General features: G+C 72.8%; 23 protein-coding genes. 13 read left to right on the top strand and 10 right to left on the bottom strand.

What is annotated here, in order from left to right:
• Positions 1–2 precede the first annotated feature (2 nt).
• Genes panD through nadC form a run of 3 tightly spaced genes read left to right on the top strand, consistent with a single transcriptional unit; the run spans position 3 to position 3,095 of the window.
• Positions 3–431, top strand: coding sequence for an aspartate 1-decarboxylase (panD, locus tag ACFUC1_RS04105; RefSeq protein WP_379116890.1), 429 nt, complete (start codon positions 3–5; stop codon positions 429–431).
• Complete coding sequence (locus ACFUC1_RS04100) at positions 421–2,211, top strand: L-aspartate oxidase (protein ID WP_379116887.1); 1,791 nt, start codon at positions 421–423, stop codon at positions 2,209–2,211. Before panD ends, ACFUC1_RS04100 begins: the two co-directional genes overlap by 11 nt.
• Positions 2,208–3,095 carry a carboxylating nicotinate-nucleotide diphosphorylase gene (nadC, locus tag ACFUC1_RS04095; protein ID WP_379116885.1) on the top strand — a complete coding sequence of 296 codons (888 nt, stop codon included), beginning with the start codon at positions 2,208–2,210 and terminating at the stop codon, positions 3,093–3,095. Before ACFUC1_RS04100 ends, nadC begins: the two co-directional genes overlap by 4 nt.
• An 80-nt stretch (positions 3,096–3,175) precedes the next feature.
• Here the strand turns inward: nadC and ACFUC1_RS04090 are convergent, their stop codons facing one another.
• On the bottom strand, positions 3,176–3,967 hold the full coding sequence (locus ACFUC1_RS04090; protein WP_379116883.1) for an AAA family ATPase: 792 nt from the start codon (positions 3,965–3,967) through the stop codon (positions 3,176–3,178).
• 29 nt (positions 3,968–3,996) lie between these two features.
• Here ACFUC1_RS04090 and lysS point away from each other — a divergent pair, with 29 nt between their 5' ends.
• The 4 genes from lysS (at position 3,997) to ACFUC1_RS04070 (ending at position 6,821) form a co-directional block, all read left to right on the top strand.
• Entirely contained in the window at positions 3,997–5,520 is a 1,524-nt protein-coding gene (lysS, locus tag ACFUC1_RS04085; RefSeq protein WP_379116881.1) for a lysine--tRNA ligase, read from the top strand.
• Positions 5,517–5,717, top strand: a complete 201-nt coding sequence (locus ACFUC1_RS04080) for a hypothetical protein (RefSeq protein WP_379116879.1) — start codon at positions 5,517–5,519, stop codon at positions 5,715–5,717. Before lysS ends, ACFUC1_RS04080 begins: the two co-directional genes overlap by 4 nt.
• A 97-nt stretch (positions 5,718–5,814) precedes the next feature.
• Positions 5,815–6,150 carry an Lsr2 family protein gene (locus ACFUC1_RS04075; protein ID WP_379116877.1) on the top strand — a complete coding sequence of 112 codons (336 nt, stop codon included), beginning with the start codon at positions 5,815–5,817 and terminating at the stop codon, positions 6,148–6,150.
• Between the two features lie 212 nt (positions 6,151–6,362).
• Positions 6,363–6,821: a hypothetical protein gene (locus ACFUC1_RS04070; RefSeq protein WP_379116875.1), complete on the top strand. Its 459-nt coding sequence runs from the start codon at positions 6,363–6,365 to the stop codon at positions 6,819–6,821.
• Here ACFUC1_RS04070 and ligD (ACFUC1_RS04065) read toward each other — a convergent pair.
• Entirely contained in the window at positions 6,818–7,693 is an 876-nt protein-coding gene (gene ligD, locus ACFUC1_RS04065; RefSeq protein WP_379116873.1) for a non-homologous end-joining DNA ligase, read from the bottom strand. The genes ACFUC1_RS04070 and ligD (ACFUC1_RS04065) overlap by 4 nt on opposite strands.
• Positions 7,686–8,630: a non-homologous end-joining DNA ligase gene (ligD, locus tag ACFUC1_RS04060; protein WP_379116870.1), complete on the bottom strand. Its 945-nt coding sequence runs from the start codon at positions 8,628–8,630 to the stop codon at positions 7,686–7,688. Before ligD (ACFUC1_RS04060) ends, ligD (ACFUC1_RS04065) begins: the two co-directional genes overlap by 8 nt.
• Before the next feature lie 84 nt (positions 8,631–8,714).
• Between ligD (ACFUC1_RS04060) and ACFUC1_RS04055 the strand changes: the two genes are divergently transcribed.
• Genes ACFUC1_RS04055 through ACFUC1_RS04045 form a run of 3 tightly spaced genes read left to right on the top strand, consistent with a single transcriptional unit; the run spans position 8,715 to position 10,911 of the window.
• Complete coding sequence (locus ACFUC1_RS04055; RefSeq protein WP_379116868.1) at positions 8,715–9,677, top strand: Ku protein; 963 nt, start codon at positions 8,715–8,717, stop codon at positions 9,675–9,677.
• Between the two features lie 9 nt (positions 9,678–9,686).
• A complete protein-coding gene (locus tag ACFUC1_RS04050) occupies positions 9,687–10,079 on the top strand; it encodes a DUF4440 domain-containing protein (RefSeq protein WP_379116950.1) in 393 nt (130 codons plus the stop codon).
• Between the two features lie 4 nt (positions 10,080–10,083).
• Positions 10,084–10,911, top strand: a complete 828-nt coding sequence (locus ACFUC1_RS04045; protein WP_379116866.1) for an Fpg/Nei family DNA glycosylase — start codon at positions 10,084–10,086, stop codon at positions 10,909–10,911.
• 66 nt (positions 10,912–10,977) lie between these two features.
• On the opposite strand, the gene ACFUC1_RS04040 is transcribed toward ACFUC1_RS04045, so the two are convergent.
• From ACFUC1_RS04040 to ACFUC1_RS04020, 5 genes are read right to left on the bottom strand one after another with little or no spacing between them, the layout of a single operon-like run.
• A complete protein-coding gene (locus ACFUC1_RS04040) occupies positions 10,978–12,105 on the bottom strand; it encodes a VWA domain-containing protein (RefSeq protein ID WP_379116864.1) in 1,128 nt (375 codons plus the stop codon).
• A 1-nt stretch (position 12,106) separates the two neighbouring features.
• The gene (locus tag ACFUC1_RS04035) at positions 12,107–13,090 is read right to left on the bottom strand and encodes a VWA domain-containing protein (protein WP_379116862.1); all 984 of its coding nucleotides are present in this window, start codon (positions 13,088–13,090) and stop codon (positions 12,107–12,109) included.
• On the bottom strand, positions 13,087–13,983 hold the full coding sequence (locus ACFUC1_RS04030; protein WP_379116860.1) for a DUF58 domain-containing protein: 897 nt from the start codon (positions 13,981–13,983) through the stop codon (positions 13,087–13,089). The genes ACFUC1_RS04035 and ACFUC1_RS04030 overlap by 4 nt, the downstream gene beginning before the upstream one ends.
• Positions 13,962–15,026 (bottom strand): AAA family ATPase, encoded by a 1,065-nt coding sequence (locus ACFUC1_RS04025; RefSeq protein WP_379116858.1) that lies wholly within the window; start codon positions 15,024–15,026, stop codon positions 13,962–13,964. The genes ACFUC1_RS04030 and ACFUC1_RS04025 overlap by 22 nt, the downstream gene beginning before the upstream one ends.
• Before the next feature lie 59 nt (positions 15,027–15,085).
• Positions 15,086–15,949, bottom strand: a complete 864-nt coding sequence (locus ACFUC1_RS04020; protein ID WP_379116856.1) for a S1C family serine protease — start codon at positions 15,947–15,949, stop codon at positions 15,086–15,088.
• A gap of 205 nt (positions 15,950–16,154) precedes the next feature.
• Here ACFUC1_RS04020 and paaK point away from each other — a divergent pair, with 205 nt between their 5' ends.
• A complete protein-coding gene (paaK, locus tag ACFUC1_RS04015) occupies positions 16,155–17,435 on the top strand; it encodes a phenylacetate--CoA ligase PaaK (protein WP_379116854.1) in 1,281 nt (426 codons plus the stop codon).
• Between the two features lie 133 nt (positions 17,436–17,568).
• On the opposite strand, the gene ACFUC1_RS04010 is transcribed toward paaK, so the two are convergent.
• Positions 17,569–18,288, bottom strand: a complete 720-nt coding sequence (locus ACFUC1_RS04010) for a class F sortase (protein WP_379116852.1) — start codon at positions 18,286–18,288, stop codon at positions 17,569–17,571.
• Between the two features lie 23 nt (positions 18,289–18,311).
• Positions 18,312–19,148 (bottom strand): DUF4397 domain-containing protein, encoded by an 837-nt coding sequence (locus ACFUC1_RS04005; protein WP_379116850.1) that lies wholly within the window; start codon positions 19,146–19,148, stop codon positions 18,312–18,314.
• Between the two features lie 201 nt (positions 19,149–19,349).
• Here ACFUC1_RS04005 and ACFUC1_RS04000 point away from each other — a divergent pair, with 201 nt between their 5' ends.
• Positions 19,350–19,862: a hypothetical protein gene (locus tag ACFUC1_RS04000; RefSeq protein WP_379116848.1), complete on the top strand. Its 513-nt coding sequence runs from the start codon at positions 19,350–19,352 to the stop codon at positions 19,860–19,862.
• A 362-nt stretch (positions 19,863–20,224) separates the two neighbouring features.
• On the top strand, positions 20,225–22,747 hold the full coding sequence (locus tag ACFUC1_RS03995; protein WP_379116846.1) for an ATP-dependent Clp protease ATP-binding subunit: 2,523 nt from the start codon (positions 20,225–20,227) through the stop codon (positions 22,745–22,747).
• The last annotated feature ends 35 nt before the right edge of the window (positions 22,748–22,782 follow it).

Below are 22,782 nucleotides of genomic sequence, written 5' to 3'. Positions count from 1 at the left end.
ACATGCAGCGCTTCATGCTCTACGCCAAGATCCACCGCGCCACCGTCACGCAGGCCGACCTGCACTACGTCGGGTCGCTCACCATCGACCGCGACCTCATGGACGCGGCGGGCCTGCTCCCCGGGGAGCAGGTGGACGTCGTCGACGTCGACAACGGCAACCGGCTCACCACGTACGCGATCGAGGGGGAGCGCGGCTCGGGCATCGTCTGCATCAACGGCGCGGCGGCCCGCCTGATCTCGCCCGGCGACACCGTCATCATCATCGCGTACGCCGCGATGGACGACACCGAGGCGCGGACGTTCGAGCCGCAGGTCGTCTTCGTCGACCGGCAGAACCGCATCGTCGAGGTCGGGCACGACGCCGGCGACGTGCCCGACGGGTTCGGGCTGCACACCTCGGCCGTCACGCACCGCGGCCATGACGCCTGAGGCAGGCGCCGTGCCGGGCGACGCGCCCGCCACGGAGTCGGCCGGCACCCGGGCGGCGGGCATCGAGGCGGCCGGCACCGAGCCGCTCGGCATACTCCGCGTCCCCGGCCGCCTGCGCGCCCCGCAGCCGGGCTGGACCGCGCAGTCCGACGTCATCGTCGTCGGCTCGGGCATCGCCGGGCTCACGGCGGCCCTGCGGCTGCGCCAGCGGGTCGACCACGTGCTGCTCGTCACCAAGACCGTGCTCTCCGAGGGCTCGACCCAGTGGGCCCAGGGCGGCATCGCGGCGGCGCTCGACCCGGCCGACTCCCCGGAGGAGCACCTGCACGACACCCTCGTCGCCGGCGTCGGGATCTGCGACGTCGACGCGGTGCGTGCCCTCGTCACCGAGGGGCCGCAGCGGGTGCGCGAGCTCGTGGCGCTCGGCGCCGAGTTCGACCTCGACGAGGCCGGCGAGCTCAAGCTGACCCGCGAGGGCGGGCACCACCGCGACCGCATCGCCCACGCGGGTGGCGACGCCACCGGCAAGGAGATCTCGCGCGCACTGATCGCGGCCCTGCACCAGGTCAAGGACGACCCGGGCATCGAGGTCATCGAGCACGCGCTGGTCCTCGACCTGCTGCTCGACGCGAGCGGGCGCGCCTGCGGCGTCACCCTGCACGTCATCGGCGAGGGGCAGCGCGACGGCGTCGGCGCCGCCCGCGCGCGAGCCGTCGTCCTCGCGACGGGTGGCCTCGGACAGGTGTATGCCGCGACGACCAACCCCTCGGTGGCCACCGGCGACGGGCTGGCCGCCGCCCTGCGGGCCGGGGCCGCCGTGGCCGACGTCGAGTTCGTGCAGTTCCACCCGACCGTGCTGTGGCTCGGTCCGGGCGCCAGCGGGCAGCAGCCGCTCATCTCCGAGGCGGTGCGCGGCGAGGGCGCCGTCCTGGTCGACGGCGACGGCGTGCGCTTCATGCAGGGGCTGCACCCGCTGGCCGACCTCGCCCCCCGCGACGTCGTGGCCCGGGCGATCGCGCAGCGCATGCGCGAGACGGGGAGCGACCACGTCTACCTCGACGCCCGGCACCTCGGTCGGGAGTTCCTCGAGCGCCGGTTCCCCTCGATCGTGGCCCGGTGCCGCGAGCTCGGCTTCGACCCGGCCACCGACCTGCTGCCGGTCGCGCCCGCCCAGCACTACGCCTCGGGCGGCGTGCGCACGGACCTGCACGGCCGCACCTCGGTCGAGGGCCTGTACGCCTGCGGCGAGGTGTCGTGCACCGGCGTCCACGGTGCCAACCGGCTCGCGTCCAACTCCCTGCTCGAGGGGCTCGTCTTCGCCTCGCGCATCGCCGACGACCTCACCACCCGGCTCGCCGCGGGCGAGCTGCCGCCGGTGCCGCCCGGCCAGGCGGGCCGGCCCCCGGGCGCAGCGGCCCTGCTCGACGAGGCAGCCCGCGTCCGCCTGCAGACCGCCATGACCACAGGTGCGGGCGCCGTGCGGACCGCCGACTCGCTCGCGTCCACCACCGAGGACCTGGCGGCGCTGGCCGAGGAGTCCCTGCGGGACGGGTCCGCCGAACCCGGCCCGCAGTCGTGGGAGACGACCAACCTGCTGCACGTCGGCCAGCTCCTGGCGACCGTCGCGGCGCTGCGCGAGGAGACCCGCGGCGGCCACGTCCGCGGCGACTTCCCCGACCTCGACGACGCCCGCTGGCGCGGCCACACCGTGGCCTCCCGCGGACGGGACGGCGTCGTGACCACGACCTACGAGCCCGTCAAGACGGAGGCACCCGCATGACCGACCTGCAGTTCCCCCGTGAGGCCGCGCTCGCGGTCGTCCGCACCGCGCTGGAGGAGGACCTCGGCCCGCACGGGGTCGATGTCACGACCGACGCCACCATCCCGGCAGACCAGGTGAGCACCGCCCACCTCGTCGCGCGTGCCGACGGCGTCCTGGCCGGCACCCCCGTGATCGGGCTGGTGTTCGAGGAGGTGGCCCGGCGCCTCGGTGCGGACCCGCTCGAGGTCGACTGCCCGCACCAGGACGGCGACCTCGTCGGCGCCGGCGACGTCGTCGCGGTGCTGCGCGGCTCGACCCGGGTCCTGCTCGTCGGGGAGCGGACCATGCTCAACATCGTCTGCCGGATGTCCGGCGTCGCCAGCCACACGTGGGACTGGGCCCGGCGGCTCGAGGGCACCGGCGCGACGGTGCTCGACACGCGCAAGACCACGCCGGGCCTGCGCGCGCTGGAGAAGTACGCCGTCCGGGCCGGCGGCGGCACCAACAAGCGCATGGGACTGTTCGACGTGGCGATGATCAAGGACAACCACAAGCTCGCCGCCGGCTCGCTGTCCAGGGCGTATGCCGCGGTGCGCGCCACCCACCCGGACGTCCCCGTCCAGGTCGAGGTCACCACCGTGGCCGAGGCGGTCGAGGCCGTGGACGCGGGTGCCCGGTTCCTGCTGTGCGACAACATGACTCCCGCGCTGCTGCGCGAGACCGTCGAGGCCGTCCGCGCGACGGGCGAGCAGGTCGAGCTCGAGGCCACCGGCGGCCTGACGCTGGGGGAGGCGCGCGAGTACGCCGAGACCGGCGTCGACTACCTGTCGGTGGGGGGCCTCACCCACTCCAGCCCGATCCTCGACCTCGCCCTCGACCTCGTCGACGAGTCCCGGGACTGACCCCGCACGCCTCGCCGTGCCCGAGCGTCGCCACTGACACCCGGACCCACCTGCGCCCCGGGGCGGGCTCGAGGGGTGGCTCAGTGGAGGTGGCGCAGGTACCGCTCCGGTGCGTCGAGGAACCGGCGGTAGTGGTCGACGACGTCGAGGTCCTCCCACGCGACCTCGTGCAGCCCGGTGTCGTCGAGCTGCAGGATCCTGGCCCCCGGCAGGCTGGCCACGACGGGGGAGTGCGTGGCCAGCAGCACCTGCCGTCCGGGCTCGGCCAGGGCCTCGGCCAGCGCGCCCACGAGGGCCAGCTGCGCGGTGAAGGACAGCCCGGCCTCCGGCTCGTCGAGGACGAAGAACCCGTCGCCGGCGAACCGGCGGGTGTTGAGCATCGCGAGGAACGACTCGCCGTGGCTGAGCTGGTGGAAGGTGGGCTCGACCGGCCCCGAGGCGGGCGTGTCCCGGGTGCCGGCGGGGTTGGCCTCGAGGTAGCTGAACAGGCCGTGCATCGTCTCGGCGCGCAGGAAGTACCCCCATCGCGACGCACCGGCGCCGCGGACGAGGCGCAGGTCCTCGTGCAGGGCGGACTCGCTCGGGCGGGTGGAGTGCCGGGCCCCCGTCGACCCGCCCTCGGGTGACAGCCCGTACGCCATGGCGACGGCCTCGAGCAGCGTGGACTTGCCCGAGCCGTTCTCGCCCGCGAGCACGGTCGCACGGCCGAGGTCCAGCCCCTCGCGCAGCACCTGGGCGACGGCCGGGACGGTGAGCGGCCACTCGTCCGGGGGCAGGGCGGCATACGGGCTGCGCTCGACCCGGCGCACCGGCAGGGGCGCCGCCCACCCACGGTCGCCGTTCCCGGCGTCGCGACCTCGCCTGCCCGCCATGCGGAGCACGATATGACGCTGGGTACCCTTTGCAGGTGACCTCGACCCCCGGCCAGACGACCGTCGCCACCCCCGAGACCGACCTGCCCGAGCAGATGAAGGTCCGGCGGGACAAGCGCGACCGCCTGCTCGCCGACGGCCGTGACGCCTACCCGGTGTGGGTCGATCGCACGCACACCTTGGCCGAGGTGCGCGAGCAGTGGGGCGACCTCGAGGCCGGCGAGGAGACCGACGACCTCGTGGGCGTCGCGGGCCGCGTCATCTTCATCCGCAACACCGGCAAGCTCGCCTTCGCCACGCTCCAGGAGGGCATCGGGACCCGCCTGCAGGTGATGCTCAGCCTCGCCGAGGTGGGCGAGGAGTCGCTCGCGGCGTGGAAGGCCGACGTCGACCTCGGCGACCACGTCTTCGTGGAGGGCCGGGTCATCTCCTCCAAGCGCGGCGAGCTGTCGGTCATGGCCAAGACCTGGCAGATGGCCTCGAAGGCGCTGCGGCCGCTGCCGGTGCTGCACCACGACCTGTCCGAGGAGGCGCGGGTCCGCCAGCGGTACGCCGACCTCATCGTGCGCCAGGAGTCCCGAGACATGGTGCGCACCAAGGCCCGCGCGCTGTCCGCGATCCGGGGCGTCCTCGACGGCCAGGGCTACCTCGAGGTCGAGACGCCGATCATCCAGCTGGTCCACGGCGGCGCGGCGGCGCGGCCGTTCCGCACCCACATGAACGCCTTCGACCAGGACATGACGCTGCGCATCGCCCTGGAGCTCAACCTCAAGAAGGCCGTCGTCGGCGGCGTCGACCGCGTCTACGAGATGGGCCGCATCTTCCGCAACGAGGGCGTCGACGCGACCCACAGCCCCGAGTTCACGATGCTCGAGGCCTACCAGGCGTACGGCGACCAGACCACCATCGGCGCCCTCATGCGCGACCTCTACCTCGGCGTCGCCGACGCGCTCGGCTCGCGCACCGTCCAGACCGAGCGCGGCACCGTCGACCTCGACGCCGAGTGGCGCTGGCTGCCCGTCTACGACGCGGTCAGCGAGGTCCTCGGCGAGACCGTCACCATCGACACCGACCTGGAGACGCTGCGCGGGTATGCCGCGAAGCACGACGTGCCGGTCGACCCCGCGTGGGACAAGGACAAGGTCTTCCTCGAGCTGCTCGGCGAGCTCGTCGAGCCGACGCTGCTGCAGCCGACGTTCCTGTGCGACTACCCTGCGGTCGCCCAGCCCCTGGCCCGCCCGCACCGCTCCAAGCCCGGCCACATCGAGGCGTGGGACCTCATCATCGCCGGGGTCGAGCGCGGCACCGGGTTCTCCGAGCTCGTCGACCCCGTCGTGCAGCGCGAGGTCCTCACCGCCCAGTCGATCAAGGCCGCCGGGGGCGACCACGAGGCGATGCAGCTCGACGAGGACTTCCTGCGGGCGCTGGAGTACGGCGCACCGCCCATGGGTGGCCTGGGCCTGGGCATCGACCGGATGATCATGCTGTTCACCGGCGCGAACATCCGCGAGACCATCCTGTTCCCGCACCTCAAGCCCGAGGTGGCACGGTGAGCGGGGTGTGGCCGTACATCGCGGCGATCATCCCGTCCGCGGGCGTCGGATTCCTTTTCTGGGTCGTCATCAAGAACATGATCGAGGGCGACCGCAAGGAACGCCTCGCGCATTCCCAGTGGGACCGCGAGCACGAAAAGGAACAATCCCGGGAAAAGGCGGCGGAGAATTCCCCGGCCCCGAAGGAAAATGACTGAGTAAACCCGGGGAAATCGCCTTCCTGCTTTTGCCGTCGTCCTTTTCCCGGCTATCTTTCTCTCGTACGGATTTCCTTTTCCCCTGAGAGGAACCCAGATGGCCCAGCGTGTGAACATCGTCCTCGAGGACGACCTCGACGGCAGCGAGGCCGATGAGACGGTGTCGTTCGCCCTCGACGGCACGACCTACGAGATCGACCTCAGCGCCGCGAACGCGGCCAAGCTGCGCGACGCCCTCGCGCCCTACGTGGGGCACGCCCGCCGCGCGTCGGGCCGCCGGGCCCCCGCCCGGTCCACCTCGAGCCGGTCGGGTGGCGGCGCCAAGCGCGACCTCGCCGACGTCCGCGAGTGGGCGCGCGCCAACGGCCACCAGGTGAGCGACCGTGGCCGCATCTCCGCCGAGATCCAGGCGGCCTACGACAAGGCGCACTGACCGCCATCTCCGCCCGTTCCCTCGTCGACCGGCTCCGGCCGGTCCTGCCCTACCCCACCCTGCGAGCGGCAGGTCCGGACGACCCGGACCTGCCGTGGCGCTGGGCGGACGTCCTCGCCGGGCAGCGCGCGGGTGAGGACCCTGCTGGGCCGTGGCGTGCGTCCCTGTCCGCGTCGACGGCCCGCCAGTACCTCGCCGCGACCCCGCCCGCGATGCCGGCGGCGTTCGTCCTGCAGTGGCTGCTCGAGGTGGCTGCGGTGCCCGCGGCGTACGCGGCGGTGCACACCGCCCACCTGGTCGACCCGCTCGGGGCCGGGCTCAGCTTCGCGCTCGAGCCGCGACAGCTGTACCCCGTCGTCGTCCAGCTGCGCGAGGCGCAGGTGACCCCCGTGCTGCTCGAGGAGCGGCTCGGGGCCGCGCACGCGGCATACCTCTCGGCGGCGACCGAGCTCGCGCTGACGTACCGGCCGGGCGTGCACCTCGGGACGCACCAGCGGCTCGAGATGGTGCGCGACGTGTGGGCGATGGCGCTGGCGCGGGCCTGCGGCCAGCCGCCCCCGCAGCGCGGGTCGTGCTGCTACCTCTACGTGCTGCCGGGGACGCACGAGTGCACCGGCTGCCCGCGGCTGCGCCGGCGGCCGCCCGCCGTGGACCGGCACGCGGACCGCTAGGCCAGCAGGTCCTCGATGAGGTCACCGTCGGAGTCGAGGCGCTCCAGGACCGCCTCGAGGTCGAGCTGCTCGAACTTCCCGCCCTCGGCGCCCTGCTCGACCTCGTCCCAGGTGCGCGGCGCGGCGACGGTGGGGGCGTCCTTGCCGCGCAGCGAGTACGGGCAGATGGTCGTCTTGGCCGCGACGTTCTGGCTCCAGTCGAGGAAGACCTTGCCGGGCCGCAGCGACTTGGTCATCTTCCAGACGATCAGGTCCGGGTGCTTCCTGGTCAGCTCCTGCGCGAGCTGCTGGGCGAGGTCGCGGGCCTGGTCCGAGGTCAGGTCGCCGGGCATCGTCGCGTAGAGCTGCATGCCCTTGCTGCCGCTGGTGACCGCGTGGAGCTCGAGACCCAGCTCCCCGAGCCGCTCACGCACCAGGAGCGCGACCCGGGCGCACTCGGCCAGGCCCGCGGGAGCCCCGGGGTCGAGGTCGACGACGAGCCGGTCGGGGTTGAGCCGCGTGCCGTCGGCGTCCACGCGCCACTGCGGCACGTGCAGCTCGATGGAGTTGAGGTTGACCAGGTAGGTCAGGTGCGACAGGTCCTCCACCATCGGGTACGTCACGTCGTCGACCTGCACCCGCGGCAGCCACGACGGCGCCCCCGACGGGAGGTTCTTCTCGAAGAAGCTCTGGTCGGACGTGCCGTGCGGCCAGCGCACGCGCGTCACCGGGCGCCCGGCGAGGTGGGGGAGGATCACGTCGGCCACCTGGGCGTAGTAGTTGAGCACCTCGCCCTTCGTGGTCTCCGTGTGCGGGTAGAGCAGCTTGTCCAGGCTGGTCAGCCGCAGCCGGCGCCCGGCCACCTCGACGCGGGTCACCTCGCCCTCAGGCACCGTCGACCTCCTGCAGGTCCGCGGGGGTGAGGTCCGGTCGCACCCCGAGGTATGCCGGCTGGCGCAGCCGGCCGTCCCGCGTCACCTCGAGCGCGCGCACCTCCACGACGAGCCTCGGCTCGACCCAGGTCGTGCCCACGGCGTCGACCCGGGGGACCGGGGTGGAGAACGGGGAGCTCGCGATCGACTCGGTGCCGATCTCCTCCGCCAACAGGGTGGCCGCGCGGCCGGCGATGCCGCTGCCGACCCGGCCGAGGAAGGCCCAGCCGCCCGCGCCGTCGGGGGTGCCGACGAGGATCGCCCCGAGCCGGCCCGAGTCGTTCGTCTGCTCCGGGCGCCAGCCGCCGACGACGACGGAGTGCGTGGTCCGGTGCGGGGACTTGAGCCAGTCGGCCGACCGCCGTCCCGGCAGGTAGGGGGAGGAGCGCCGCTTGCTCACGACGCCCTCGAGCCCCTGCTCCAGCGTCGCGTCGAACAGCTCCTGCCCGTCGTCGTAGACAGGCGGCACCTGCCAGTGCCGGCCGTCGAGGTCGAGGCGCTCGAGCAGCTCGCGGCGGGCCGACAGCGGCTGGCCGGTGAGGTCGGACCCGTACAGCCGCAGCAGGTCGAACACCATGAAGGTGACCGGTCGCGTCGCCGCCAGCCGCTCGGCCTTGCGGCGGTCGCGCACGTGCATCCGCTCGGCGAGGGCGCCGAAGGAGGGCCTTCCCCCGTCGAGCGCCACGACCTCGCCGTCGAGGAGCATGTCGTCGTACAGGTCGGCCAGCCCGGCAAGCTCGGGGAAGCTCGCGGTCGCGTCGTTGCCGGCCCGGGAGGTGAGCGTCAGCCGGCCGTCGCGGACGTCGGCCAGGACGCGCATGCCGTCCCACTTCACCTCGTGCAGCCAGTCCTTCCCGGCGGGGAGGGCCGTGGCCGGCGTGGCCAACATGGGACGCATCCGGTCATTCTGTCAGTGCACCGACCGGGGAGCTGCGGAAAAGGGACGTGGCGCCGCCACGCGGCATACGCGAAGATCGTCGGTATGCGAGCCATCTGGAAGGGCGCGGTGTCGTTCGGGCTGGTCAACGTGCCCATCCGGCTGTACTCCGCCACCGAGAACCACGACGTGCAGTTCCGGCAGGTGCACCGCGAGGACGGTGGGCGGATCAAGTACCAGCGGATCTGCTCGATCGACGGCGAGGTCGTGTCGTACGACGACATCGCCAAGGGGTACGAGACCGAGGACGGCGAGATGGTCGTCCTCACCGACGAGGACTTCAAGGACCTGCCCGCCACGAGCAGCAAGGAGATCTCGGTCGAGAAGTTCGTGCCGGCCGAGCAGATCGACCCGATGCTGTTCGACAAGTCGTACTACCTCGAGCCCGACAAGGCGGCGACCAAGCCGTACGTCCTGCTGCGCGACGCGCTCGAGCGCGAGAACCGCATGGCGGTCGTGACCGTCTCGATCCGCACCCGGATGACGATGGCGGTGCTGCGGGTGCACGAGGGCGTCATCGTGATGCAGACGATGTTGTGGCCGGACGAGATCCGCAAGCCCGACTTCGCCACCCTCGACGACGACCAGAAGGCCACCAAGCAGGAGCTCGCGATGGCCGACCTGCTCATCGAGCAGCTCGCCGGGGACTACGAGCCGGACGAGTACGAGGACGACTACGCAGCCGCGCTGCAGGCCCTGGTCAAGGCCAAGGTCGAGGGCGGCGAGGTGCAGTTCACCCCGGAGTCCAAGGACGAGTCCGGCGAGGTGGTCGACCTGCTCGCCGCGCTGAAGCGGTCCGTCGACAAGGCCAAGGCGTCGCGCGGCGAGGCACCCGCCCCGCCGAAGGCGGCGGCGAAGAAGGCCGCCGGGTCGGGGTCGGCCGCGAAGAAGGCGGCCGCCACGAAGACCGCCGCGAAGTCGACGGCGGCGAAGAAGACCACGTCCACGAGCGCGTCGAAGAGCGCGTCCAAGACAGCCGCCAAGAAGACCGCGAAGAAGGCCAGCTGAGTGAGCGCGATGCCCACTGCCGACGACCTGTCCGTCGTCGAGGACTGCGAGCGCGCCCTGCTCACCGGGTCGGTGCGCGGAGACCGGCTCAGCGCCGGGCTGCTGCTGCACCCCGACTTCCGCGAGGTCGGGCAGTCGGGGCGGGTCTGGGACCGCGACTCGATCCTGGACATGCTGGAGGCCGAGGCCCATGCCGGACCCGTCGCCATCCGTGCCGAGGAGCTGGTGCCGACGGCCCTGGCCGAGGACGTCGTGCTCCTGACCTACGTCTCGGTCTCCGCGCAGGGACGGGCCCACCGGTCCTCGGTGTGGGTGCGCCGGGACGGGCGCTGGCAGCTGCTGCACCACCAGGGCACCCCCGCTCCGACCCAGGACGCCCAGCCCGCCACCCCGGACGACTGAGCCGATGCCCGAAGGCCACACGATCCACGCCCTCGCGCGTGACCTCGACCGCGCCTTCGCCGGCACCCGCCCGGAGGCCACCAGCCCCCAGGGCCGGTTCGCCGCCGGGGCCGAGCTGCTCTCCGGCCGCGAGCTCGTGCACGCCACCTCGTGGGGCAAGCACCTCTTCGTGGAGTTCGAGGGCGACGCGTGGCTGCACGTCCACCTCGGCCTGATCGGGAAGTTCTCGGTCGACGGCCACGAGTACGCCGGCGCGACGCCGGTCGCGGGGCAGGTGCGGCTGCGGCTGCAGACCGACCAGCACGTCGCAGACCTGCGCGGCCCCAACCTCTGCGCCGTCATCACGCCCGAGCAGGTGGAGGCGGTCACCTCCCGGCTCGGCCCCGACCCGCTGCGTCCCGAGCCCGACCCCGACCTCGCCTGGCGCCGGATCAGCCGCAGCGGCAAGACGATCGCCGAGCTGCTCATGGACCAGGCGGTCCTGGCCGGGGTGGGCAACGTCTACCGCTGCGAGGTCCTGTTCCGGCAGCGGGTCGACCCCTTCCGCCCGGGCCGGGAGATCCGCCGCAGCACCTGGGACGCCATCTGGCGAGACCTCGTCGACCTGCTCCCGCTGGGGGTGGCGACCGGGCGCATCGTCACCGTCGAGGAGCAGGTCGAGCAGGTCCGCGCCCAGCTCGCCGGCGGCTCGGCGACGCCGCTGCTCGAGCGCACCTCCTACGTCTACCGCCGCCAGGGCGAGCCCTGCCGCGTCTGCGGGTCGCGGGTCCGCACGCAGGTCGTGGCCGGCCGGAACCTGTTCTGGTGCGGGCGCTGCCAGCGTCGCCGCTGACCCTGGTCCGGAGGCGCCCCCCTGCGGCACCCGAGCCGAGGGCCCGAACGGGCTGGCCGCCACCCGTCACTGGGGGTGCGCGGCCCACCTGCCCCCGAGGGCCAGCCCGAGGACCAGCACGAGCGCCGCGAGCGCGGCGAACCCGACGCTGAGGTCGACCGTCCGCTCCTGCCGGTCCACCTGGGCGGGGAGGTTCTTGAGGACGTCCTGCAGCTGCCCGGCGTCCTCCGCCTTGAAGTAGCGGCCGCCGGTGGTGTCGGCGACGTCCTTGAGCGCGGCCTCGTCGACGACGAGGAAGTTGCGACCGCCGGGTCCGATGGCGCCGCCGAAGCCGCCGCCGAAGCTCCCCGGGGGGCCGTCGAGCGCCCCGCCGCCGAGCTGCTGGCGGGTGCACACCATCTGGGTGGGGTGCGTCGTGCCGAAGCCGATGGGGAAGACCCGCACGCCCCGCTGCGCCGCCTGCTGGGCCGCCGCGGCCGGCGTCACGCCCCGGGTGTTGGCGCCGTCGGTGAGCAGCACCACGATCTCCGGCGCGGTCCGCACGCCGCTGGGCGGCCCGGGGGTCGGTGAGCCGGGGGCGGGCTCGGTGGGCACGGGCTGCGACGGATCGGTCTGTGGCATCGCGGCGAGCGGGTCGGACGGCGCGACCTCGGGGTTGATCTCGGCGATGGCGTCGATGGACTTCAGGATGGCTGAACCGATGGCGGTGCCGCGCCCGGTCGTGAGGGCGTCCACGGCCTGGCGCAGCTGGTCGTGGTCGGTGGTGGGCGCGACCGCGAGCTCGGAGAAACCGGAGAAGACGACGAGCCCGATGCGCAGGTCGCCGTCCTGCCGGTCGATGAACTGGCGCACGGCCTGCTGGGCGGCGCTCAGCCGGTTGGGCTGGACGTCCGTCGAGCACATCGACCCCGAGACGTCGATGGCGAGGATGACCGCCGAGCTCGACATCGGCACCTGCGCCCGGACCTGGGGCCGCGAGCCGGCGACCGCGAGGAGGGCCAGCGCGGCCAGGACGAGCGCGACCGGGACGTGCCGGCGCCACCGACGCTGTTGCGGCAGCGCCGTCCGCAGGAGCGAGACGCTGGAGAACCGGATCGCCTGGCGCCGCCGTCGCCGCAGCTGCCAGACGTATGCCGCCGCGAGCGCCGGCACCGCGAGGAGCGCCAGAAGCGCGTAGGGGACACCGAAGCGCATGTCAGACCACCCGTCCCGACCGCAGCACCGACAGGGCCGCGCCGGCCAGCAGGAGCAGGGCAGCGGCGGCGGCGAACCACGAGGTGACCTCGCGCTTCTCGCTGCGCGCCGTCCAGGCCAGGTGGACCGAGTCGTAGACCTTCGCGAGCGCGGTCGCGTCCGAGGCCGACCGGTACTGCCCGTTCGTCCGCTGGGCGATCTGCTGCAGGGTGGCCTCGTCGAGCGCGGTCGCGATCGAGAACCCGTCCACCTGCAGGACGGTGCCCTCCGGGCTGCCCAGACCCACCGGGTAGATGCGCACCCCGGCGGCGGACGCGAGGTCGGCTGCGGCGAGCGGGTCAGGCGGCGTGGTGTTCTCCCCGTCCGACAGCAGCACCATCGCCGCCGACCCGTAGTAGCCGACGTCGACGCCGTCCAGCGAGCCGTCGTCGCCCTGCGGCACCGTGATCGGCTTCCCCGCGATGGCCCCGAGGGCCGCCACGATGCCCTGCCCGAGCGACGTGCCGCCCTGGGGGCTGAGCCGGTCGATCGCGGCGAGCACCATGGTCCGGTCGTCGGTGGGCTGCTGGGCCACGACCGCGCTGTCCCCGAACGCCACCACCCCCAGGCGTATGCCGGCGGGCTGGCGACGGACGAACGAGGCCGCCGCGGCCTTGGCCGCCTCGAGCCGGGTGGGCGTGACGTCCTTGGCTCCCATGCTCGTCGACACGTCGAAGGCCAGGATGACCGTGCCCTCCCGGTGCGGCTCGGAGACCGTCGCCTCCGGCCGGGCCAGCGAGAACAGCAGCAGCGTCAGCGATGCGAGGAGCAGGGCTGCCGGCACGTGCCGCCGTGCGCCCTGCTGCGAGGTCTGCGGCACGACGAACCCCTGCGCGGCCAGGCGCGCCCGGCCCTCTGCGCGTCGACGCTCCTGGCCGCGGTACGCCACGACGAGAACGGGGACGACCAGCAGGGCCAGCAGGGCGAGGGGCCAGACGAACGTCATCCGCGCCTCCGGCGACGCAGCTCGGAGATCCGCGCGAGCGAGCGCACGAGGTCGTCGTCCGTGGCCACGCGGTGCAGGTCGGTGCCCGCCCTGCGGGCAGCGGCCACCAGCTCCTCCTGGCGTTCGGCGGCCACCTCGCCCAGCCGGCGCCGGAACGCGGGGTCGCTGGTGTCGACGAAGATCTGCTCGCCGGTCTCGGCGTCCTCGACGTAGACCATGCCCACCGACGGCAGGTCGGTCTCCCGGGGGTCGGCGACCTGCAGGGCCACGACGTCGTGGCGCCGGGTGAGCAGCGACAGGGGGCGCTCCCACCCCGGCTGGCTGATGAAGTCCGAGACCACGACGACGAGGGAGCGCCGCCGCGCGACGCCGAGCCCGGCGTGGAGCAGCACCCCGAGGTCGGTGGTGGTGCGGTCGGACGACTCGCGTGGCGGCTCGAGCAGCGCCCGCGAGATGCGCAGCACCTGGTTGCGCCCCGAGCCCGGCGGGATGGTCCGGACCCCGGCGTCCAGCAGCAGCGCGCCGATCCGGTTGCCGCCACGGGCGAGCAGGTAGGCGAGGGTCGTGGCGACCTCCGCCGTGACGAGCGACTTCTGCCGGTCCACCGGGCCGAAGGACATCGAGGCGGACCGGTCCAGCAGCAGCCACGCCGTGACCTCGCGGTCCTCGACGTACTCGCGGACGTACGGGGTGTCCATCCGCGCCGTGACGTTCCAGTCGATGTGCCGAAGGTCGTCGCCGGCCTCGTACTCGCGCAGGTCGGTGAAGTCCAGGCCGCTGCCCCGGAAGAGCGTGCGGTAGTCGCCCTGCAGCCGCCCGTCGAGGCGGCGCACGACGCGCCACTGCAGCCGCCGCAGCAGGCTCTCCGGGGTCAGCGTGGCTGCGGTGTCCACGGTGCCTCGCTGGTCTGGTGGCGGCGGTCGCGCAGCGGTACGTCCGGCATACCCACCGCGTCGAGGACCGGCCCGAGCAGGTCGTCCGCGGAGATGCCCTCGGCGAGCGCCTCGTACGACAGGACCAGGCGGTGGCGCATCACGTCACGGGCGAGGTCGCGCACGTCCTGCGGCCGGGCGAAGTCGCGCCCGCGCAGGAACGCCAGCGCCTTGGCGGCCAGCACCAGGTTGATCGACGCGCGCGGGCTGGCGCCGAAGGAGATGAACCGGGCCAGCTCGCCCAGCCCCACGTCGGCGGGCGCCCGCGTCGCGCTCGCGAGCCGCACGGCGTACTCGATCACCGCGGGGTCGACGTAGACCCGGTCGGTGCGCTGCTGGTACTCGACCAGCTGCTCGGTCGTCAGCACCTGCTGGGCCTTCTCGAACGTCGTCGTCATCCGCTCGACGACGACGAACTCCTCTGCGGCAGTGGGGTACCCGATGAGCACCTTGAGCATGAACCGGTCGACCTGGGCCTCCGGGAGCGCGTAGGTGCCCTCGGACTCGATCGGGTTCTGGGTCGCCATGACGAGGAACGGGTCGGGGGCCTGGTAGGTCTCGCGCCCGATGGTCACCTGCCGCTCCTGCATCACCTCGAGCAGCGCGCTCTGGACCTTCGCCGGCGCCCGGTTGATCTCGTCGGCGAGGACGAGGTTGGCGAACACCGGGCCGAGCGAGACCTGGAAGTCGCCCTCCTTCTGGTTCCAGATGCGCGTGCCGACGACGTCGGCGGGCACGAGGTCCGGCGTGAACTGGATCCGCTGGAACTGCCCGCCCACGGCCTGCGCCAGCGTCTTGACCGCCATCGTCTTGGCCAGCCCAGGCACGCCCTCGACGAGCAGGTGGCCCCGGGCGAGGAGCGCGACGAGCATCCGCTCGAGCAGCTGGTCCTGCCCGACGATGGTCTTCTTCACCTCGTAGAGCGCCTGCTCGAGCGGGTGCTGCCGACCGGATTCGGCTCGGTGGGGCTCGGGCCGGTGCGGCTCGGGTCGGTGCGGGTCCATGCGGTGCTCCTCGAGGTGCGCGACGGGGTCGTCACGGTCGGGCGGACGCGGCTGTCCGGTCACTGGGGCGGGGCGCCGGCGGTGCCGCCGGCCGTGGCGATGGGCACGGCGAAGCCGATGCCGACGAAGAAGCTCTGGCGCGACGGGTTGGCCAGTCCCGTGACGACACCGACGACCTGCCCGTCCCGGTCGAGCAGCGGGCCGCCGGAGTTGCCGGGGTTGACGGCCGCGTCGAACTGGATGAGGTCCTTGAGGGTGCGGCCCTGCTCCACCTCGACGGTGCGACCGGTGGCCGACACCACACCCGCCGACAGGGAGTGCGTGAGCCCGAGCGGGTTCCCGAGGGCGAAGACCGGGTCGCCCACCCGGACCCCGCCGCCGAGGACCGCCGGGACGACCACCTGCGGCAGCCGGCTCGGCATCAGCACGGCGATGTCCGAGGCGGCGTCCTGCTTCTCGACCGTGGCCGGCGAGCGGGTGCCGTCGGCGAAGGTCACCTCGATGCTCGAGGACTTCGCGACGACGTGCAGGGCGGTGAGCACGGTGCCGTCCTGCGCGATGACGGTGCCCGCCCCCGTGGACGTGCCGTTCGCGAGCCGTCCCTCCACCGTCACCAGGGACGGTCGGGCGGTGTCGTATGCCGTGGCCGCATCGGGTGGTGCCTGCCGTGCCCGCTTCTCCGCGTCGGCGATGCCGCTGCGCACCGCGGCGTTGACGTCGGCCCTGGTCAGTGGTGGCGTGCCGGGGCCCCGGGTGATGGCCCAGGTGCCGACGGCCAGGAGGGCGACGAGGAGCGCCACGAGGGCCACGAGCGCGCGGCCGTGCAGGCGGGGCAGCCGGTCCCGCCAGGGGCGGCGTGCGGGGGCGTCGACCGTCTCCCCCCTGGGCTCCCGGTCGACCGCAGGCAGCCCCAGCCGGTCCACCCTTGCGAGCGTACGTCCGAACCCGTTCGCGCGACACGGGTGCAGGCCTTTCACGGGAAGTTCTCAGGTTGGCCGTGCCGCCGCGCCGGTCACCCACGGGAAATCGGCGCGAGTCGCCGGGCGGGCGCGACCTCGGGTCCCGTGGTGCGCGGGCGGCGGCCACACGGCATACCGGCGGGGGAGGGGCCGGTGCGAGGATGCCGCCATGGACACCGTCGTCTCCACCGTCGAAGAGCTGCGCGCCCTCCAGCTGGACCGGCTGCGCTGGAGCCTCGCCCACGCGTACGAGAACGTGCCGCACTACCGCAAGGCCTTCGACGACGCCGGCGTGCACCCGGGCGACCTGCGCGAGCTCTCGGACCTCGCCCGATTCCCGTTCACCGCCAAGGCGGACCTGCGCGACAACTACCCGTTCGGGATGTTCGCGGTCCCGCGGGAGCAGGTGGTGCGCATCCACGCCTCGAGCGGCACCACGGGCCGCCCCACCGTCGTCGGCTACACCAGGGAGGACATCGACACCTGGGCCCAGGTGATGGCCCGCTCGATCGAGTCGGCAGGCGGGCGGCCGGGCGACGTGCTCCACGTGGTCTACGGCTACGGGCTGTTCACCGGCGGGCTCGGCGCGCACTACGGCGCGGAGCGGCTCGGCTGCACCGTCGTCCCCGTCAGCGGCGGCATGACCGAGCGGCAGGTGCAGCTCATCGTCGACTTCCGCCCGCGCGTGATCATGGTGACGCCGTCGTACTTCCTGGCGATCCTCGACGAGATGGAGGCGCAGGGCATCGACCCCAAGGACACCTCCCTCGAGATCGGCATCTTCGGCGCGGAGCCGTGGACCGAGGCGATGCGCGAGGAGGTGCAGCGCCGGTCGAACATCCGGGCGGTCGACATCTACGGACTGTCCGAGGTCATGGGCCCGGGCGTCTCGCAGGAGTCCGGGCAGACCCAGGACGGCCTGCACATCTGGGAGGACCACTTCTACCCGGAGGTGGTCGACCCGATCACCGGTGAGGTGCTGCCGGACGGAGAGGAGGGGGAGCTCGTCTTCACCTCCCTCACCAAGCAGGCCATGCCGGTCGTGCGCTACCGCACCCGCGACCTCACGACGCTGATGCCGGGCACCGCCCACCCGCAGTTCCGGCGGATGGCCAAGATCACCGGCCGCACCGACGACATGATGATCGTGCGGGGGGTCAACGTCTTCCCGTCCCAGGTCGAGGAGCAGATCCTCACCATCCACGGGCTGGCGCCGCACTACCTGTGCGTGCTCACCCGCCCGGGGCGGATGGACGAGCTCACCGTGCAGGTGGAGGCCGCGTCCTCCTCGTCGGGCCCGGACGAGCGGGCAGGTATGGCGCGCGAGCTCGCGAGCCGCATCAAGCACCGGATCGGGGTGACCGTGCGGGTCGAGGTGCTCGACCCGCACAGCCTCGAGCGGTCGCTCGGCAAGGCCAGGCGGATCAGCGACCAGCGCCACCTGCGCTGACGGGGCGAAACGGTTCCGGACGGGCCCGTTTCGCACCCGTGAGCCGCACTCCGAGCGCCAAACGGGTCCGGACAGGCCCGTTTCGCGGGTGGGGGCGCCTGCGCGCCCCCCAACCAGTCCCCGACGGACCCGTTCAGACAGGGACGGCGAAGACGACCACGTTGCGCTCGTAGTGGCCGGTGCTGCGGTCGAACTGCCCGCCGCAGGTGATGAGGAGCAGCCGGGCCGGGACGTCCTGGCGGAACAGCTCCGTGGTCGGGAGGGTCGCCTTGGGGTAGGACCGGCGGGCGACGACGCGGTAGGCCTGGGAGGCGCCGTCCGCCCCCGTCACGGTGACCCGGGCCCCGATGGGCGCGCGGCTCAGGTCGACGAGGCTGCCGAGCCCCCTGCTCGCCGAGTCCACGTGCCCCGCGAGCAGGGTCGTGCCGTAGGGGGACCCCGGCGCGGCTCCGCCGGACCACCAGCCCACTTCACGGGGGTCCTCGGGGATGCCGAGCGCCCCGCTTCCGTCGACCGCGGTCGGAACGACGGGGGCCGAGACGCCGATGGCGGGCACCCGGACCATAGTGGGCTCGAACGACCTGTCCGCCGCGATGGTGGGGCCGGTCGGGCCGCCCGACGGATCCGCGGCCGTGCTGGGCGAACCGGTGGGGGACCCGGTCGACGTCCGGTCGGCGGCCCCGGGCGCTCGCGTGGTCGAGGCGGTGGCGGTGGCGGCAGGGAGGGCACCCGCGTCGGGGAGCGGCTGGTCGGACGCCTTCACGGCCACGCCGACGCCGGTGGCGGCGAGCAGCAGGACGCCGGCCGCGACGGGGACGATGCCCCGCCGTGACCGGCGCCCCGTGTCCGACATGGTGCTGTCAGGCCGTCGGTTCGTCAGCGACGGACGGTCGCGGTCGCCCGGCGACGGGTGCCACCGACGACGAGCGCGGCCCCGGCGAGGCCAGACAGGGCGAGCAGGGCAGCCGCGGGACCACGGTCGGCCGCCTGGCCGCCGGTGCCGGCGTTGACCGAGCTGGGGGCGGCGCTGCCACCGCTGGAGTAGCTCTGCGTCACCGCGGTCAGGCTGCCGTCCTGGAGGCTGCCGATCGCGTAGACCACCAGCGTCTTGCCGGAGGTCACCGGGAGGTCGACCGGGCCGATGACCGGCTTGGTGGTGCCGGCAGCGGCCACGGACGCGGACACGGTGCCGGCCGGGACCATGAGCATGGCCTCGTTGGGGTTGGTGAGCTTGGAGATGATCGGCTTGCCGCCGGCCAGGACGTCGACCGCCGGGGCTGCCGCGGTGTGCCGCACGATGACGCGGCCCATCCCGGCGGGCACCGCAGTGGTGGGGTTGATGAACGGCTTGAGGGCGGGCTTGCCGTCGGCCGTCAGGTAGGCCACGACCGTGGCGTTGGCACCGGCCGGCAGGGTGGGGGCCAGGGTGAGGATCGGCGTGGAGCTGCTGGCCGCACCCGCCGGGCGGATCGCGATCTGGTGCGAACCCGCGGGCAGGCTGATCGGGTTCGTCACGGTCTTGAACTGGAAGTCGGACAGGGCCTTCGTGCCGTCCACGTACACGTCGACCGGCGTCTTCGGGATGCCGTGCACCACGGTCACGGTCGCGGTGGACGCCGCCTGGGCGGGCAGGGCGGCGAGGCCGGCCGTGGCAGCGGCGACGGCGCCGGCTGCCAGCACGGCTCGAACGGTCGTGGTCCTGGTTGTGCTCATGGTCGTTCCTTTCCGGACGGGGCGACCCCCGGCGGGCGCCTCCTGCCCCGGATTCGCTCCCGTGTCGGAGCCGGATTGGAACTTCTTCAGGGATTCCCGTCCGTGAACAAGTTCGGCGGCCGCCCGGCTGGCTTTCCGTGTTCACCGTGGGCGGACGGCTCACCCCTTCCCCGTACGGTGCAACCGAGTAATCATGATTACATGACTGCACGCGCCACCGCCGAGGCATGGCTGGCCGGCCGCCTCCCGCAGGACTGGTTCACCGGCCCCGTCGAGGTCAGCCGCGACCGCGACGAGCTCATCATCTGGGGCGACCTCGCCGCCCCCGACCTGCCCGACGACGCCGCCGAGGCCGACCGCGAGGTCGCCGCCCGCGGCCGGGCGAAGACCTTCCGCGAGGAGACCCGCGAGCGCCGCATCGAGATCGCCCGAGAGCTCGAGCACCTCTCTGGTCGCAAGGTGAGCTGGGGGGTGCGGGTCGGCGGGCACGAGTCCCTCTTCACGCACCTCGCAGCCCCCGTGATGACCCGGCTGCGCCAGCCCGAGCGGCGGGTCCTCGACACGCTCGTCGAGGCCGGGGTCGCCCGCTCGCGCGCGGACGCGCTCGCGTGGTGCGTCAAGCTCGTGGGGGAGCGGTCCGACACCTGGCTCGCCGAGCTGCGCGCGGCCATGGAGCAGGTGGAGGAGGTCCGCAGGAAGGGTCCCGGCGCGTGACCCCGAGGTCCTTGGTCCGCCCACGGCGACAGCGCCCAGTGTCCGCCCACGGCGGCAGCGCCCTTTGTCCGCCCACGGCGGCAGCGCCCTTTGTCCGCCCACGGCGACAGTGCCCCGTGTCCGCCCACGGCGGCAGCGCCTTTTGTCCGCCCACGGCGGAATTGAGCCGACCCGACTCAGGGCCGGGAACAGCGCGGGGAAGCGCCGCGTTGCGCACGGTGAGCCACCTGGCCGGCCCGCAGGAAGGACGTGGGCGGGGTGGTCCGTTCGTCCCGATCGCGTATCGGTCGCCGAATGGGACGCGCCACGGTCAGGCAGCACGGATAGCATCGAGATGATCTCGATAGGCAGGAGCAGAAGAGATGTTTGAACGGTTCACCGATCGGGCCCGGAGGGTGGTCGTGCTCGCGCAGGAAGAGGCGCGCATGCTCAACCACAACTACATCGGGACCGAGCACATCCTGCTCGGCCTCATCCACGAGGGTGAGGGTGTCGCCTCCAAGGCCCTGGAGAGCCTTGGCATCTCGCTGGAGTCGGTCCGCGAGCAGGTCCAGGAGATCATCGGCCAGGGGCAGCAGGCCCCGAGCGGCCACATCCCCTTCACGCCGCGTGCGAAGAAGGTCCTCGAGCTGAGCCTGCGCGAGGCGCTGCAGCTCGGCCACAACTACATCGGCACCGAGCACATCCTGCTCGGCCTCATCCGCGAGGGCGAGGGCGTCGCCGCCCAGGTCCTCGTCAAGCTGGGCGCGGACCTCAACCGCGTGCGCCAGCAGGTCATCCAGCTCATCTCCGGCTACCAGGGCAAGGAGGGCGGCGCGACCGCCGGCGTCGGTGCGGGCGTGCAGCAGGAGGGCACTCCTGCCGGCTCGCTGGTGCTCGACCAGTTCGGCCGCAACCTCACCATGGCCGCCCGCGAGGGCAAGCTCGACCCGGTCATCGGGCGCGAGAAGGAGATCGAGCGGGTCATGCAGGTGCTGTCCCGCCGCACCAAGAACAACCCCGTCCTCATCGGCGAGCCCGGTGTCGGCAAGACGGCGGTCGTCGAGGGCCTGGCCCAGGACATCGTCAAGGGCGAGGTGCCCGAGACCCTCAAGGACAAGCAGCTCTACACCCTCGACCTCGGCGCGCTCGTCGCCGGCAGCCGTTACCGCGGTGACTTCGAGGAGCGGCTGAAGAAGGTCCTCAAGGAGATCCGCACCCGCGGCGACATCATCCTGTTCATCGACGAGATCCACACCCTCGTCGGTGCGGGTGCCGCCGAGGGCGCGATCGACGCCGCCAGCATCCTCAAGCCGATGCTGGCCCGGGGCGAGCTCCAGACCATCGGTGCCACCACCCTGGACGAGTACCGCAAGCACATCGAGAAGGACTCGGCGCTCGAGCGCCGCTTCCAGCCGATCCAGGTCGCCGAGCCGACGCTCAGCCACGCGATCGAGATCCTCAAGGGCCTGCGCGACCGCTACGAGGCGCACCACCGCGTGTCCATCACGGACTCCGCGCTGGTCTCCGCGGCGAACCTCGCCGACCGGTACATCAACGACCGGTTCCTGCCGGACAAGGCGATCGACCTCATCGACGAGGCGGGCGCGCGATTGCGCATCCGCCGGATGACCGCACCGCCGGACCTGCGCGAGTTCGACGAGAAGATCGCCTCGGTGCGGCTCGAGAAGGAGTCGGCCATCGACGGGCAGGACTTCGAGAAGGCCGCGCGCCTGCGCGACGACGAGAAGAAGCTGCTCGCCCAGAAGGCCGAGCGCGAGTCGCAGTGGAAGTCCGGGGACATGGACGTCGTGGCCGAGGTCGACGAGGAGCTCATCGCCGAGGTCCTGGCCGCCTCCACCGGCATCCCGGTCTTCAAGCTCACCGAGGAGGAGTCCTCGCGGCTGCTCCACATGGAGGACGAGCTGCACAAGCGCATCGTCGGCATGGACGACGCCATCAAGGCGCTGTCCCAGGCGATCCGCCGCACCCGCGCCGGCCTGAAGGACCCGCGTCGTCCCGGTGGCTCGTTCATCTTCGCCGGTCCGACCGGTGTCGGTAAGACCGAGCTGGCCAAGACGCTCGCGGAGTTCCTCTTCGGCGACGAGGACAGCCTGATCCAGCTCGACATGAGCGAGTTCTCCGAGAAGCACACGGTCTCGCGGCTCTTCGGCTCCCCGCCCGGCTACGTCGGGTACGAGGAGGGTGGCCAGCTGACCGAGAAGGTGCGGCGCAAGCCGTTCTCGGTGGTCCTCTTCGACGAGGTCGAGAAGGCCCACCCGGACATCTTCAACAGCCTGCTGCAGGTGCTCGAGGACGGCCGCCTCACCGACTCCCAGGGCCGGATGGTCGACTTCAAGAACACCGTGATCATCATGACCACCAACCTCGGCACACGCGACATCGCCAAGGGCGTCTCGCTCGGCTTCTCGGCCGGGCCCGACTCCCGCAGCGACTACGAGCGGATGAAGAACAAGGTCCAGGACGAGCTGAAGCAGCACTTCCGGCCCGAGTTCCTCAACCGCGTCGACGACACGATCGTCTTCCCGCAGCTCACGCAGGCGGAGATCGTCGCCATCGTCGACCTCGAGATCGCCAAGCTCGACAAGCGGCTCAAGGACAAGGACATGGGCATCGAGCTCACCATCGACGCCAAGAACCTCCTGGCGAAGAAGGGCTACGACCCGGTCCTCGGCGCCCGTCCGCTGCGTCGCACGATCCAGCGCGAGATCGAGGACGTGCTGTCGGAGAAGATCCTCTACGGCGAGCTCAAGCCGGGCGAGCTGGTCCTGGTCAAGACCGAGGGCGAGGGCAAGGCGGAGACGTTCACCTTCACCGGCACCCCGCACCCCGGCAGCCTCGACCTCCCGGTCGTGGAAACCGTCGGCGACGCCGCCGAGGGCTGAGCCACAAGGCCGGTGTGCCGCGCGGGCAACCGCGC

Origin of the sequence: Pedococcus sp. NPDC057267 (assembly GCF_042668795.1) — a bacterium.
GTDB lineage: Bacteria > Actinomycetota > Actinomycetes > Actinomycetales > Dermatophilaceae > Pedococcus.
Note: the sequence above shows the minus strand (reverse complement) of the source record. Positions and strands in the feature narration are given on the sequence as shown.